Source organism: Pedobacter psychrodurus (assembly GCF_004331735.1).
GTDB lineage: Bacteria > Bacteroidota > Bacteroidia > Sphingobacteriales > Sphingobacteriaceae > Pedobacter > Pedobacter psychrodurus.
In genome coordinates this window covers 1-16,830 of the sequence record NZ_SJSO01000028.1, presented here as the reverse complement: position 1 = coordinate 16,830, position 16,830 = coordinate 1, and the positions used below count along the sequence as shown (strand labels likewise).

At 40.9% G+C, this 16,830-nt stretch carries 7 protein-coding genes; 5 read left to right on the top strand and 2 right to left on the bottom strand.

Going from position 1 to position 16,830, the window contains the following annotated elements:
- Window positions 1-4: 4 nt before the first annotated feature.
- On the bottom strand, window positions 5-1,534 hold the full coding sequence (locus EZ456_RS22390; protein ID WP_131534016.1) for an OmpP1/FadL family transporter: 1,530 nt from the start codon (window positions 1,532-1,534) through the stop codon (window positions 5-7).
- 19 nt (window positions 1,535-1,553) lie between these two features.
- Complete coding sequence (locus tag EZ456_RS22385) at window positions 1,554-2,570, bottom strand: hypothetical protein (protein WP_131534014.1); 1,017 nt, start codon at window positions 2,568-2,570, stop codon at window positions 1,554-1,556.
- 198 nt (window positions 2,571-2,768) lie between these two features.
- Here EZ456_RS22385 and proS point away from each other — a divergent pair, with 198 nt between their 5' ends.
- The 5 genes from proS to EZ456_RS22360 form a co-directional block, all read left to right on the top strand.
- Entirely contained in the window at window positions 2,769-4,241 is a 1,473-nt protein-coding gene (gene proS, locus EZ456_RS22380) for a proline--tRNA ligase (RefSeq protein WP_131534012.1), read from the top strand.
- A gap of 97 nt (window positions 4,242-4,338) precedes the next feature.
- Window positions 4,339-5,478: a cystathionine gamma-synthase gene (locus tag EZ456_RS22375; protein WP_131534010.1), complete on the top strand. Its 1,140-nt coding sequence runs from the start codon at window positions 4,339-4,341 to the stop codon at window positions 5,476-5,478.
- 215 nt (window positions 5,479-5,693) lie between these two features.
- On the top strand, window positions 5,694-6,545 hold the full coding sequence (locus EZ456_RS22370) for a TIGR02757 family protein (RefSeq protein ID WP_131534008.1): 852 nt from the start codon (window positions 5,694-5,696) through the stop codon (window positions 6,543-6,545).
- A gap of 116 nt (window positions 6,546-6,661) precedes the next feature.
- The gene (locus tag EZ456_RS22365) at window positions 6,662-7,276 is read left to right on the top strand and encodes a Crp/Fnr family transcriptional regulator (RefSeq protein ID WP_131534006.1); all 615 of its coding nucleotides are present in this window, start codon (window positions 6,662-6,664) and stop codon (window positions 7,274-7,276) included.
- Window positions 7,277-7,798: 522 nt separating this feature from the next.
- On the top strand, window positions 7,799-16,830 hold a 9,032-nt coding region (locus EZ456_RS22360; protein ID WP_165501395.1), incomplete at its 3' end, for a beta strand repeat-containing protein.

The following is a 16,830-nucleotide window of genomic DNA, read 5'->3' as shown; positions in this document are numbered from 1 at the left end:
GCGCTTAAAATCTTACACCGAAAGTTAAGAATACGTTGTTTCTATTGCTTTTAACATCTGCAACAGGTTCAGAATAATCGTCCAATAAATATGGACTTGAGCTGAAATTTGTTTGGTAGTTCTGATACGCTAAATCGAAATAATAGTTGTCTATCCGGTATCCAATTCCACCAGAGTAATATTGACCTTGGTAAAACTTATTATCTCCACCTTTAACGCCATTTCCATTTACACCGTAACCAGCTCTTAAGCTAAGTTCGTTAGTTACCTTTACTTCGGCACCAACTCTATAGTTAATAGCCTCTTTGTAAGATTCTTTAATAAAAGCATTATTGTCGTTTATTGTATTGAGGTCATATCCATCTACATCAGAAAAACGCATCGAAGCATAATCTATATAATCCACATCTGCAGATATTAATGCTGTACCGCCTATTACATAACTAATACCTGCAGAAGCTTTTAACGGTGTACGTAAGTTATAGCTGAAAGTATAATATTTAGTTGGGTTATTTGAGCTAGAAGGTGCATTTGTTGCATTTCCTGCTAAATTAGCCTGTAAGGTTTCAGCAGTATTGTCTTCAATGTTCATCCAGGTTGGGGTTTGGAAGTTTAAACCAATCCTTAACTCATTAACCGGTCTGAAAATCATACCCAGTTTTAAATTAAATCCACCACCTTTGGTTTCCTGGTTTCTGAAATGCATTAGGTTATAATTTTCATTTCCGGTGTAAGCAGGGATAGCTAATTGATCATCGAATGAATTAACGATACCTGATTCAGTAAAAGTTGCATCACTGGTGTACTTCACATTCACAAAGCTAGCTGTGGCACCGATATACACTTTGTTGCCAAAATTAAGGGCACCTGCTACATTAAATTCTGAAGTTGACCCTAATCTGGATTCGTCCCAATTTTGTTTGAAACTAGCATTGTTATAAGGTTCTGCAGAATATCTGTTAGGGAAATTAGGTGCATTTTTATTAATTAAATAACTATTGTACGCATCGCCGGCTACCGAATTTTCAATTCCACCGCCATTCGCCTGGTCTACATAAGAATCTCTTATAGAGCTATTCGTATTTGTTCCATTATAATTGATGTTATTTAAGAAATCGTTGTTTCTCGTATAACTTAAGCCAAATACAGTACTTACCAATCCTTTATTTACATCAGCACCTTTCATTCTTGCCGCTGGACTGTAAAATACCACCCCAATATTATTCAGGTTAATCTGGCTTTTATTTGCTTTAGTATTATTGCCTAAATAAGCGCTGTTATTAGAAACTGAATTAAATTCTGGTGTAAGGCTAAACTCAGATTTGGTGAATAGGCCTAATCCGGCAGGGTTTGCATTAATTGAACCGATATCTCCACCAACACCAATCTGTGCGCCACCCATTCCTTTAAATCGGGCTGAGCTACCATAATTGGTTTGGGAGAAACGGAATGCATCAGGTGCATAACTTTGGGCGTATGACGTTCCCATAGCAGCTACTGTAGCTACTAGTGAAGCTAAAATATATTTTTTCATGTTGTGTGTTTAAATTTAATTAACCTCTTCCTGCTCTAGATGGTCTTGATCCACCACCGCCACCGCCAGTTGAACCACCACCACTATTGCCACCGCCATTTGATGGAGGAGGAGAGTAGCTAGGTCTGCTCTCTGTTCTGGTAGGTGGGGTATAGTTCTCATTTCTGGTAGGCCTGCTACTTTGTGTACCTTGAGGGCTATAGTTGTCATTTCTGGTTGGTCTGCCAGCTTGTGAGCCTTGAGGTTGTGTGTAGCTGCCGTTACCTTGGTTTCTGCTAGGTCTGCCTGCATTATTGTTTGGCGCATAACCTACACCATTTGGATTGCTTACACCCGATCTGCTAGGTCTGCCTGAGTTTCCAGCATTTGCATTGCCATTGTATCTTGGTACACCTCTATCATTGCTTCCTGGCCTTGGTCTGTAAGAACCACCTCTGTTGGCGAAACCTCCACCACCATAATATCCGCCGCCGATACCCCAGCCTCCGCCGTAATATCCACCGCCCCAACCATAACGGTCGTAATAAGAATTAGGTCCCCATGAGTTCCAACCCCAAGGATTGTTCCATCCGTAACCAAAGTTGCCATAATAGAATGGGTTGTTCCAGATGCTTCCGTATCCAAAGCCACCACCCCAGCCACCTAAACCGTATCCACTGTTCCAACCCAGGCCATAACCCAAGTAGTTCGAAGGGCCATAACTGTTTCCATAATAATAATTATCAAAATAAGGGTCGTAATAGCCTTGAAAGCTATAACCATTATAAAAACGGTTTATTCTAGATGAATAATCCATATCGTAATAAGGATTACTGGTTCCATAATATTCATCGTATTCTTCCTGTCCTTGTCCTTGAGCCTGGTTTTGTGCTTGTTGGCGTTGTGAAGGAAGGACTACTTCGACCTCCCGAGCTTTCGCTACGCTATTATAAACATCATCAGCTGGCTTAGTTTGAGCCAATTTTGATGTAGCGCATGATGCCACCAACCCTGCGGCGGCAATCATAACAATGGGTAAAAATTTAATTGGTTTCATTGTGTTTATATTTAGTTGTGTGTGTTCACGAATTTAATAAACGGTTTCAAAATTAACTAATTATTAACTATTTATTTAGTCAAAAAAATGATATAAAATAATTGATATTATTTGTTAATCGTTTGTAGGCATAAATTTATAAATTTGCCATCGAATTTTATACTTTTTAACGTACAAATTACGTTCCAAATACATAACATGAGCAAAGAAATTACAAGTAGAGAGGCAGATTATTCCCAGTGGTATAATGATATTGTGTTAAAAGCAGATCTAGCAGAGCACTCTGCTGTGCGTGGTTGTATGGTTATAAAGCCAAATGGCTATGCTATATGGGAAAAAATGCAGGCTGTTTTAGATAAAATGTTTAAGGATACAGGCCATCAAAATGCCTATTTTCCATTATTCATTCCAAAGTCATTTTTCTCTAAGGAAGCTTCTCACGTTGAGGGTTTTGCGACAGAATGTGCAGTGGTAACGCATTACCGTTTAAAAAACGACGGTAACGGAAATATCGTGGTTGATGAAACAGCCAAGTTAGAAGAGGAATTAATTGTTCGTCCAACTTCAGAAACCATCATTTGGAATACCTATAGAGGTTGGATTCAATCTTACCGCGATTTACCAATTTTAATCAATCAATGGGCGAATGTGGTAAGATGGGAAATGCGTACCAGGTTGTTTTTGCGCACAGCTGAATTCTTGTGGCAAGAAGGCCATACTGCACATGCTACGGCACAAGAAGCCATTGAGGAAACAGAACGTATGTTACATATTTATGCCGATTTTGCAGAAAACTGGTTAGCAGTTCCAGTAATCAGGGGACGTAAATCTGCCAACGAAAGATTTGCAGGTGCATTGGATACCTATTGTATTGAAGCATTAATGCAAGATGGTAAAGCTTTACAGGCAGGTACCTCTCACTTTTTAGGTCAGAATTTTGCAAAAGCTTTTGATGTTAAGTTTACGGGTAAGGATGGAAAATTAGATCACGTTTGGGCATCATCATGGGGGGTTTCTACCCGTTTAATGGGTGCTTTAATTATGGCACACAGTGACGATTCTGGATTGATTATTCCACCAAAATTAGCACCAATACAAGTGGTTATTGTTCCGATTTACAAAGGAGACGAAGATTTAGCTAAAATCTCTACCTATGTAAACGAATTAACCATGCGTTTAAAAGGTCTGGGGGTTTCTGTGAAATTTGATGATAGAGATACACAGCGCCCAGGATTTAAATTTGCCGATTACGAGTTAAAAGGTGTGCCAATCCGTATTGCCATTGGTGGTCGCGATTTAGAGAATAAAACAGTCGAAATTGCCCGTAGAGATACCAAGGTGAAACAAACGGTACCTCAGGAAGGATTGGATATTTACATCATCAAACTACTGGAGGATATTCAGCAAAGTATGTTCAACAAGGCATTGGCTTATCGCGATGAGCACATTACAGAAGCTAACAGTTATACGGAGTTTCAGGATTTGTTAGATACCAAAGCGGGTTTTATTTCAGCACATTGGGATGGAACACCAGAAACTGAGCAAAAAATAAAAGAAGAAACAAAAGCGACTATACGTTGTATTCCATTGGACAACAAATTGGAAGATGGTGTTTGTATTTATTCAGGAAAACCATCTATACAAAGGGTATTGTTTGCAAGAGCATATTAATCAGATGTGAGATGTGAGATTTGAGACATGAGATGAAATATAAATCTCAAATCTAGTGTCTCAAATCTTATGTCTAATATCTCAAATCTCAAAAAAAATGAAATTCGCAACTAAAGCTATACATGCGGGTCAAGAGCCTGATCCAACCACTGGTGCGGTAATGACACCGATATATCAAACTTCTACCTATTGGCAAAAATCTCCCGGAGATAATAAGGGGTACGAGTATTCGAGAGGAACAAACCCCACGCGTAAAGCTTTGGAGGATTGTTTAGCTGCTTTAGAAAACGCCAAATATGGCCTGGCTTTTTCGAGCGGAATGGGTGCAACAGATGCAGTATTAAAATTATTGCAGCCGGGCGATGAGGTGATTACCGGAAATGATTTATATGGTGGTTCGTATAGAATCTTTACCAAAATCTTTACTAAATATGGAATCAAATTCCATTTTCTGGATCTTTCTAAACCAGAGAATATGTTGCCGTACATCAATAATAAAACGAAATTGGTTTGGATAGAAACACCTACCAATCCTACCATGCAGATTATCGATATTGAAGGGGTAGCAAAAATTACGAAGGAGAAAAATTTAATCCTTACGGTTGATAATACATTTGCATCACCTTATTTACAAAACCCGATCGATTTGGGCGCTGATATTGTAATGCACTCGGTAACCAAGTATATTGGTGGCCACTCTGATGTAGTAATGGGTGCCTTAGTAACTAATGATGAGCAATTGTATAAAGATCTTTGGTTTATTTATAATGCCTGTGGTGCAACACCAGGTCCGCAAGATGCTTTTTTAGTTTTGAGGGGAATTAAGACACTTCATCTTAGGATGAAAGCACATTGCGAAAATGGGGAGCGTATTGCGCATTATTTAAAAACACATCCAAAGGTTGATAAAATCTATTGGCCGGGTTTTGAAGATCACCCTAATCATGATGTAGCTAAAAGACAAATGCGTGGTTTTGGCGGTATGATTTCGATTACATTAAAAGGTGCTGACCTGGAAGAAACTTTTAGGATCTCGTCTAATTTTAAGGTGTTTACCTTGGCCGAATCATTAGGTGGGGTAGAATCGCTAATTAATCACCCTGCAACGATGACACATGGCTCTATTCCGAAAGCGGAAAGAGAGAAAGTAGGTGTTACCGATAACTTACTTCGTTTAAGTGTTGGGGTAGAAGATATCGATGATCTTTTAGAGGATTTAGCTAATGCACTAGTATAATATTTCGAGCGGGCAGGTACCAGATATCTGTCCGATTTTTACTTTTTTGTAAAGCCATTGTTGTGCTAATATTAGTGGTATTCCGGCTTTACACTAAATCTTTTTTGTGGAGGTATCTACTTCATCAAAATGAGCAAAAACAAAAAAGTATACCGTTTCAATCCGGTTTAAATGGCAACAATTGTGCTGCTATTTACATCTAAACATAACTCATAATGCAATTTTTGGAGTTAAAGAATTTTCTGGATAGTAAAGTTGAACAATACAATCAGCCAAATTTTATAGCAAACGATCCGGTTTGTATTCCCCATCTTTTCGAAAAAAAGCAGGATATAGAAATTGCGGGCTTTTTTGCTGCGGTTTTAGCCTGGGGGCAGCGGAAAACAATTATAAATAAATGTAAGGAACTACTTGGCCGGATGGACAATGCGCCTTACGATTTTGTTATTAATCATACGGATAGCGATTTAAAACGCCTGTTGAACTTTAAACACCGCACATTTAACGATACCGACTTACTTTATTTTATTTCGTTTTTTAAGCAGCATTATCAAAACTTCGACAGTTTAGAGCAGGCATTTGTACCTAAGCAAGATGTCTTTCGGTCTGAATATTTAGAAGTTTCATCATTTAAATCTGAAATAATATATGCCTCGGAAGTATGTTACGCTGATGAGCTTAACTTTTCAATAGCGCAGGCATTGAACCATTTCAGACAGTATTTTTTCTCCTTGGAAGATTTTCCTCACCGGACGAAGAAACATATTTCCTCGCCAAAGCAAAAATCTACCTGTAAACGTTTAAATATGTTTTTGCGGTGGATGGTTAGGGTAGATCAAAAAGGTGTCGATTTCGGCATCTGGAATATGTTTAAGCCAAAAGATCTAATCTGTCCTTGCGATGTGCATGTAGATCGGGTAGGGCGACTACTCGGACTGATTAACAGAAAGCAGACGGATTGGTTAACTGCAATTGAATTAACCGACAATTTGAAACATTTCGATCCTTCAGATCCGGTGAAGTATGATTTTGCTTTATTTGGTTTAGGTGTGGAAAAGTTACTTTAAAATTTGTGAAATTGAGAAAAATCAAAAAAAAATTCTTTTTTTGATTCAATCTTCCTATACTTACATCGTGATCCTGCTTAGTTTAGCATTATTGCGTCTATCCCAACAGTTTCATTATGATCGCAGTTAACTTATCTGATGAAGATAGATGGAAGAAATACAATAATTTTTCTCCTCTAGTCTCAATTTTTAAAAAATTTCACCCCCTTAACGAGGAAATAGAAAGGCGGATCAATCAACACACCTTTCCAATCAGCTACAAAAAGAATAAATATCTTGTCTCGCCGGTAGATCGTAACAAGTTCCTTTTTTTAATTGTTAAAGGTGTGGTTAGGGGGTTTATAAAAGATGGAGATAACGAGATTACCACATGGATTGCCAAAGAGAATGAAGTTGTAGGTACCATACGCAATTTGTGGGTAGATGGCGACTCGGAAGAATATTTACAAGCATTAGAAGATGTAGATTTAGTTGCTATTCCACATGTATTATCCGAATACCTTTACGAAAATTTTCCTGAAGCCAATATTGTTGGCAGAAAGATGATGGAAGTGTATTACCGTTCGGCAGAGGAACGTGCTTATCTGTGCCGGATTTCGTCAGCCGAGAAAAGATATAAACGGTTTTTGGTCTCCTTCCCTGATTTAATTAACCGGGTTTCTTTAAAACACATTGCTTCTTTTTTAGCCATCAGGCTCGAAACATTAAGTAGGATTAGGGCTAAGATTTAATTCTATTAATTCGATTTATTTTCTTGTTTTTTTATGGTAGAGGGTTTAGGATTTAACAGATCTTAAACCCTTTTTGTTTTTGTTTAAAAACAACAATTTTAACTTTAATTAGTAGTATAAATACTACATATGATTAGATAGTTGTTGATTAATATCAAAAAAACACTTCGTTCGCTAGTTGTTGTCTGCCAGCATGGTAGAAGTTAATTTCTTTTTTTGTTTGCTTTGTAGTATTGATAAGACAGTTTTTTGCAATTTAAGTATAAAATAGTCGGCAATATTGTGGTTTTTTGGTGCTTGCAGGAATGTGAAAAATAACATACTTTTGCGGCCCTTAAAAACAACATTTTAAAATAGTCTCTATCTCTTCAAAAGTGTTTTATAATCAGCGTATAAACGCTGTTTTTACTGCATCCTATAAAGAGAATTTTTTATTGAAAAACAACCTTTTTAGGAAGATTATGTGCTCATTGGATGAGGTCATTTATATGCAGTGATTACCCTATTACTTCCAAGTGGAAAATGAATAAAATTACACAACGCTTTCTCTTCAGTTTTCAAAAGGAAACATGGTTTAAACTAATGGCATTTTCGTTATTTTTACTGGTTTCTATTTCTTCCGCTACTGCGCAAACCTACAAAACACACTATATTGCTCCTGCACCCTGGCAATATTGGAGTAGCGCCAATGAAATTGTAATTTCTACCAATACAGCTGGAACAACTGCAACAATTAAGAAAAGTGATGGAAGTTTAGTTACTACTTTAACACCCACACCCGGAAATCCTGCAGTTTATAGGTTTGCTGGCGATCCTGTTGGTTTGGCAAAAAATAGTCTGAATACGATACTTAACGCCGCAGGAATTATAGTTACCGGCAATAATCCAATTGCGGTAAATATTAGAAATGTAGCTTCTGACGATATTCCAGCTGGATCGTATAGTTCTACAAATGATCAATATATCAAAGGGAATGCTTCATTATTTAGTTTTGGAGATGCTGCGGTTGGTAATGCTTTTAGGGTGGGTTACTATCGCGATGGAGATCTGAATGGTGTGGCTGCCAGTGTCTCTACCAAGCGGCCAGTATACAGTATTTTAGCCCTTGAAAATAATACGACAATCAAGCTTAATGGTACAGCCATTACCACATTAAATTCAGGTCAAAGTTATATTTTACAGGCTGTGATGGGCAGTTTGGTGGAAACATCAGGTCCTGCAGTAATGAACACCGGAATAAATGTAGATGCGCCTGAAGCCTGTGGTGATGGTGCCTATAATCCGGTGCCACCAATTTCTTCTTTGGGCAATGAGTATGTGGTGATTAGGGGAAAAGGAAATAATACCGCAGAACAAACAACTATTATAGCTACAGAAGCGAATACCAATGTAACGGTATCCAATTTTGATCACAATGGCGTTCTGCAATCAACCAATACCTATAACTTAATTGCTGAGGGAAGTTTTATTACTTTTCCAAATGGGGTATCTACGGGAACAAATACAGGGAACGTTCAGGTGGGGGATGCATCTTCAGGATCGAGGATTGTAGCGACAAAAAATGTAGTGGCCTATTCGGGTACGGCAAATCAATGTGAGGTTGATATCGCAACTTTAGCGCCTTTGAGTGCCTGTGGAGGTTCATTAAAAGCAGAAACCTACAAGTTTAGAGGGAATAATCTAGGAGATTTGCCATATTTCGCTTATCTGATTACCAAAAGTTCTACTGATAAAATCTATTTAACCACCAATGGAGGTTCTCCGGTATTTAACAATACAGATGTGGAAACTATCCCTGGGGTGGGTGTACGTAGACAACTAGGAAGTTCCGGAGCTTATGCCATCGATTTTGAAAATACGAATATTGGTAGCCCAAATTCATTCTATTTAAGTAGTAATACCAGGTGGACTGTTGCAATGGTACAATCGGGTGGTGGTTTTTCGATGTCGAATTTTCTTTCCCCATTTCCAGAGAAAGCATTAAAACCAACCTATGCGCAGGCTGATTGTGCATCTGCCTTATTAAGTGCCGATGCAAATAGTAATGCCCCTTTTCAATGGTACTTAAACGGGGTGGCTATTGCGGGTGCAACTTCGAGAACGTATCAAGCTACGCTTTCTGGTTCTTATACCATAACCTCTACATTAGATTGCGGCATCAGTTCACAATCGCTTCCGGTAACCATTGCCTTGTGTAATGTTGATTTGATCTTAACCAAGGCAGTTGACAATACATCACCGGTAAAAGGAGGGACAGTTAATTTTACCATCACCGTAAAAAATTCGAATATCGCATCAGGTACGGTTACTGGCACCGGTAATGCTATTGGTGTTTCGGCTACAGATTTACTTCCTTCTGGATACACTTACGTTTCAAGTGTTGCGGCAACGGGAACATCATATGATCCGGCTACAGGTTTGTGGTCCATAGGAAGCATGAATGCTGGTCAAAGCCTTATACTTACTATAACGGCTAAAGTTAATAATTCTGGAAATTATAACAATACAGCGGTAGTAACGGGATCTCAGGCAGATCCTGTATTATCGAATAATACGGCCTCTGCTAGTGTTACGCCAGTAAATATTTCATTAACGTCGGCATCGGGAACAGATAACCAATCGATCTGTGTTGGTGGAACTACTACAGCAATCCAATATCTGATTACAGGAACACCTGTCGTTTTAGTTACAGGTTTAGGTCCTTCAGGTCTGAATTATGGAACCACAACCTCCGGTGGAAATACCATTTTAACGATTGATGCAGGGACGGTATCCAATCCTGGTGATTATAATTATACAGTAAGAGCAACTTATGCGTCCCCATCTGTTACGATTATTAGGGCAACTGGATCTATAATTGTTAGTCCTCAGGTAACTACCCCCGTTTTTGCTCTGGGAGCAACTTCGTCTCGCTGTCAAGGCTTCGGAACACAAACCTATTCGGCAACAGCCAGTAATGCTACCGGAATTACTTACAGCATTAGTCCCGTAAATTCTGGTGTAATTAATGCCAGTACGGGCGCAGTAACCTGGTCGTCGGTTTATAACGGTACGGCAACAATTACAGCATCTGCTGTGGGAATATGCGGAACTAAAACTGCAAATCATACTGTAACTATTAATTCGACAGGGACGATCAGTGGGGCGGGTACTGTATGTTCTGGTTCGAATGGTACATTAACATTGTCTGGTGCACCTTCAACCGTTGTGCGTTGGGAATCATCAACAGATAACGGTATAAACTGGACAACAATTGCGAATACAACAACAAGCCTAAACTATACAAACATTGCTGTTACTACGCTTTATAGAGCAATTGTTTCTGGTGGAGGCTGTACAAATGCGGCTTCGGGAACTGCAAATGTAATGGTAACGCCTCGTCCGGTAATTGCCAATCAAACTTATTATATCTGTAAAACAGGCAGTTTTACTTTTGCACCAATTGATGTGCCAAACGGAACAACCTATACATGGGCTAATCCAACGCTTTCTTCTGCAAACATTACGGGAGGAGCCGTTGGTACTGGTGAACTTTCGGTCAATCAAACCTTAACCAATTCAGGTACAACGCTGCAAACGGCGACTTATACGGTTACACCTATTTATTCATCGTGTTCAGGTAATCCTTTCACTATAACGGTATATGTAGTGCCCACGCTTACCGCTTCGGCAACCGGAACAACAATCTGTTCTGCATCGGCATTTAGCGTAACACCAAATAGTAATGTAAACGGGACAACCTATACCTGGACAGCAGCTTTAACGAATGGAACAGCCTCTGGATTTTCGAATCAATCAACAGATGTTGCTGGGCCAATTTCGCAAACCTTATCAAATACCTCTGGAGCTGATGCCACAGTAAGATATACTGTGACGCCAATTTACAATGGTTGTAGTGGAGCAACTTTTACTTTCGATGTTATTGTGAGAACCGCTACACCAGCACCAACTGCAAGCAACCAGACTTTCTGCGAAATCTCAAACGCAACCGTTGCCAATTTAGCGGCAACAGGAACTTCGGTTAAGTGGTATACACAGGCTACGGGCGGAACTGCTTTGGCTTCGACCACGACTTTGGTTAATGGAACTTATTATGCGAGCCAGACATTAAACAGTTGTGAGAGTGCAACCCGTGCTTCGATCACCGTAACGATCACCGCAACGCCAGCACCGACTGCAAACAACCAGACCTTCTGTGAAATTTCAAATGCTACTGTCGCGAATTTAGCTGCAACGGGAACGGCTGTTAAATGGTATACACATGCCACGGGTGGAACTGCATTGGCTTCGACCACAGCTTTGAGCAATGGGACTTATTATGCGAGCCAGACTTTAAACAGTTGTGAGAGTGCAACCCGTGCTTCGATTACGGTAACGATTACCGCTACACCAGCACCAACTGCAAACAACCAGACCTTCTGCGAAATTTCAAATGCTACTGTCGCGAATTTAGCTGCAACGGGAACGGCTGTTAAATGGTATACACAGGCAACCGGTGGAACTGCTTTGGCTTCGACTACGGCTTTAAGCAATGGGACTTATTATGCGAGCCAGACATTAAACAGCTGCGAGAGTGCAACCCGCGCTTCGATTACGGTAACAATTACGGCTACACCAGCACCAACTGCAAACAACCAGACCTTCTGCGAAATTTCAAATGCTACTGTCGCGAATTTAGCTGCAACGGGAACGGCTGTTAAATGGTATACACAGGCCACCGGCGGAACTGCTTTGGCTTCGACTACGGCTCTGACCAACGGAACTTATTATGCGAGCCAGACTTTAGACAGTTGTGAGAGTGCAACCCGTGCTTCGATTACGGTAACGATTACCGCTACACCAGCGCCGACTGCAAAYAACCAGACCTTCTGCGAAATTTCAAATGCTACTGTCGCGAATTTAGCTGCAACGGGAACGGCTGTTAAATGGTATACACAGGCCACGGGTGGAACTGCATTGGCTTCGACTACAGCTTTGGTTAATGGAACTTATTATGCGAGCCAGACATTAAACAGTTGTGAGAGTGCAACCCGTGCTTCGATCACCGTAACGATCACCGCAACGCCAGCACCGACTGCAAACAACCAGACCTTCTGTGAAATTTCAAATGCTACTGTCGCGAATTTAGCTGCAACGGGAACGGCTGTTAAATGGTATACACAGGCAACCGGCGGAACTGCTTTGGCTTCGACTACGGCTTTAAGCAACGGAACTTATTATGCGAGCCAGACATTAAACAGTTGTGAGAGTGCAACCCGCGCTTCGATTACGGTAACAATTACGGCTACACTAGCACCAACTGCAAACAACCAGACCTTCTGCGAAATTTCAAATGCTACTGTCGCGAATTTAGCTGCAACGGGAACGGCTGTTAAATGGTATACACAGGCAACCGGTGGAACTGCTTTGGCTTCGACTACGGCTTTAAGCAACGGAACTTATTATGCGAGCCAGACTTTAAACAGCTGCGAGAGTGCAACCCGCGCTTCGATTACGGTAACCATTACCGCTACACCAGCACCAACTGCAAACAACCAGACCTTCTGCGAAATTTCAAATGCTACTGTCGCGAATTTAGCTGCAACGGGAACGGCTGTTAAATGGTATACACAGGCAACCGGCGGAACTGCTTTGGCTTCGACCACAGCTTTGGTTAATGGAACTTATTATGCGAGCCAGACTTTAAATAGTTGTGAGAGTGCGACACGTGCTTCGATCACGGTAACGATTACCGCTACACCAGCGCCGACTGCAAATAACCAGACCTTCTGTGAAATATCAAACGCAACCGTTGCCAATTTAGCGGCAACAGGAACTTCGGTTAAGTGGTATACACAAGCAACCGGCGGAACTGCTTTGGCTTCGACCACAGCTTTAGTTAATGGAACTTATTATGCGAGCCAGACTTTAAATAGTTGTGAGAGTGCGACACGTGCTTCGATTACGGTAACGATTACCGCAACGCCAGCACCGACTTCAAATAACCAGACCTTCTGTGAGATTTCAAATGCTACTGTCGCGAATTTAGCTGCAACGGGAACAGGAGTTAAATGGTATACACAGGCCACAGGTGGAACTGCATTGGCTTCGACAACAGCTTTGAGCAATGGGACTTATTATGCGAGCCAGACTTTAAATAGTTGTGAGAGTGCGACACGTGCTTTGATTACGGTAACGATTACCGCTACACCAGCGCCGACTGCAAACAACCAGACCTTCTGTGAAATTTCAAATACTACTGTCGCGAATTTAACTGCAACAGGAACGGCTGTTAAATGGTATATGCAGGCTACGGGTGGAACTGCATTGGCTTCGACCACAGCTTTAAGCAATGGGACTTATTATGCGAGCCAGACTTTAAACAGCTGCGAGAGTGCAACCCGCGCTTCGATTACGGTAACAATTACGGCTACACCAGCACCAACTGCAAACAACCAGACCTTCTGTGAAATTTCAAATGCTACTGTTGCCAATTTAGCTGCAACGGGAACAGGAGTTAAATGGTACACACAGGTAACAAGCGGAACTGCTTTGGCTTCGACTACAGCTTTGGTTAATGGAACTTATTATGCGAGCCAGACTTTAAACAGTTGTGAGAGTGCGACACGTGCTTCGATCACGGTAACGATCACCGCTACACCAGCACCGACTGCAAACAACCAGACTTTCTGTGAAATATCAAACGCAACCGTTGCCAATTTAGCGGCAACAGGAACTTCGGTTAAATGGTATACTTCTTCAACCGGCGGAACGGCTTTGGCTTCGACTACAGCTTTAAGCAATGGAACTTATTATGCGAGCCAGACTTTAAACAGCTGTGAGAGTGCAACGCGTGCTTCGATCACGGTAACCATTACCGCTACACCAGCACCAACGGCAAACAACCAGACCTTCTGTGAAATTTCAAATGCTACTGTCGCGAATTTAGCTGCAACGGGAACCGCTGTTAAATGGTATACACAGGCCACAGGTGGAACTGCATTGGCTTCGACAACAGCTTTGAGCAATGGGACTTATTATGCGAGCCAGACTTTAAATAGTTGTGAGAGTGCGACACGTGCTTCGATTACGGTAACGATTACCGCTACACCAGCGCCGACTGCAAACAACCAGACCTTCTGTGAAATTTCAAATGCTACTGTCGCCAATTTAGCTGCAACGGGAACGGCTGTTAAATGGTATACACAGGCCACAGGTGGAACTGCATTGGCTTCGACAACAGCTTTGAGCAATGGGACTTATTATGCGAGCCAGACTTTAAACAGCTGTGAGAGTGCGACACGTGCTTCGATTACGGTAACGATTACCGCAACGCCAGCACCGACTGCAAATAACCAGACCTTCTGCGAAATTTCAAATGCTACTGTCGCGAATTTAGCTGCAACGGGAACGGCTGTTAAATGGTATACACAGGCAACCGGTGGAACTGCTTTGGCTTCGACTACGGCTTTAAGCAACGGAACTTATTATGCGAGCCAGACATTAAACAGTTGTGAGAGTGCAACGCGTTCACAGATCACGGTAACGATTTATCCAACTCCTAAAGGATTTAATGATGCAAGGACTTTAGACTGTGCAGGAAGCTTTAGCTATGATATTCAAACATCAAACATCAATAATACTGTTAATGGAGGGAATTCGGTTCCAGCATCGTTCACTTGGGCGGTAAATGCAAATGTAACAGGTGCAGCTAACGGATCCGGCAATACAATCACGCAAACTTTATTCAATACGAGTAACAGTATCCAAACAATCGTGTATACCGTAACACCAAAAGCGACTGTAACAGGTGGCTGTGTTGGTAATACATTTACGGTAACGGTATCTGTTCCTGTTTGTTCGTCGATATCAATAACAAAATCTGCTAATGTTACTTCAGTAAATAAGGCTGGAAATGTGATCGCTTATACAATTGTAGTTGCTAATACGGGTAACACTAGTCAAAATAATGTGATTGTTAGCGATCCATTGCTTGGCGGCAACTTAAGTAATCCTACGAAAACCGGAAATACAGATAATATTTTAGAAAAAGGTGAAAGCTGGACTTACAATGGATCTTATACTGTACTTCAATCAGATTTAAATAATAATGGTAATCCAACGAATAATACTGGAAAGATTACCAATTCAGCGAGTGTTAATACTACCGAACTACCAACGGCAAAGACAGCAACAGCTGATGTTAACATCGCTTTAAGTCCGGTGGTTACTTTGGTGAAAACAGGAACATTAAACATTAATGGGAACTCGATCAGTTACCTGTTTACAGTTAAAAATACCGGTAACGTTACCTTGAATAACTTAGTTGTAACCGATTGTAAAGTTACAGGGCCAATTACATTAGCGACTAGCACATTGATGCCAGGAGCAAGTACAACGGCAACGGCTTCCTATACAATTTCTAATGCTGAAAAAGCCTTAGGATCAGTTAGCAATACGGCCACGGTTAATGGAAAAGATCCGTTAAACGGCAATGTTTCTGATATTTCGGGAACGAGTGAGAGCAACAATACGCCAGCTGTAACCAATACTGGAGTTTATGCTGTTGATGATGAAGGAACTTTAAATGCCGTAACTGGTGGTGTTGCAGTGAGCAATGTTTTGGTTAACGATAAGGTGGATGGTAACCAAGCTACTTTAGCTAATGTGACCATCACTCAGATTTCGAGTTCAAGCCTTAACATATCTATTGATCCTGCTACAGGAAAAGTGAATGTTCTTCCGGGTACACCTGTTGGGACTTATACATTGGTTTATCAAATTGAAGATAAAACAAAACCTGGAAATGTAAAAGAAGCAACTGTTACTATTCATTTGGTTACTGGAGTGATATTAGCTGTTGATAATAGTGGAAGTACAAATAGTGTTACCGGCGGAACAGCGGTTGCGAATGTTCTGGGTAATGATACTTACAATGGTGGTGCACAAGCAAAGCTATCTAATGTTACCATCACCAATGGAACAAACGACAGCAACGGTAAAGTAACCCTCGATCCTTCAACAGGAGCGGTAAATGTTGCAGCAAATACCCCAGCCGGTATTTATACTTTAACTTATACCATCACCGATAAACTGGATGCCTCTAAAACTTCGACTGCAACGGTAAAAGTAACGGTAGCTTCGGGTGTACTATTGGCAAAAGATGATGCAGGTACTGCCAACTCAGTAACAGGTGGAACAGCAGTTGCTAATGTACTTTTGAACGATACTTACAATGGAACTGCAATAGCTCCAACATTAAATGATGTAACCATTACCAACGGTACAAACGATAGCAATGGCAAGGTAACCCTCGATCCTTCAACAGGAGCGGTGGGTGTGGCCGCAAATACCCCAGCTGGTGTTTATAACTTAACTTATACCATCACCGATAAATTAGATGCCTCGAAAACTTCAACCGCAACGGTAAAAGTAACCGTGGCTTCGGGTGTACTATTGGCAAAAGATGATGCAGGTACTGCCAACTCAGTAACAGGTGGAACAGCAGTTGCTAATGTACTTTTGAACGATACTTACAATGGAACTGCAATAGCTCCAACATTAAATGATGTAAC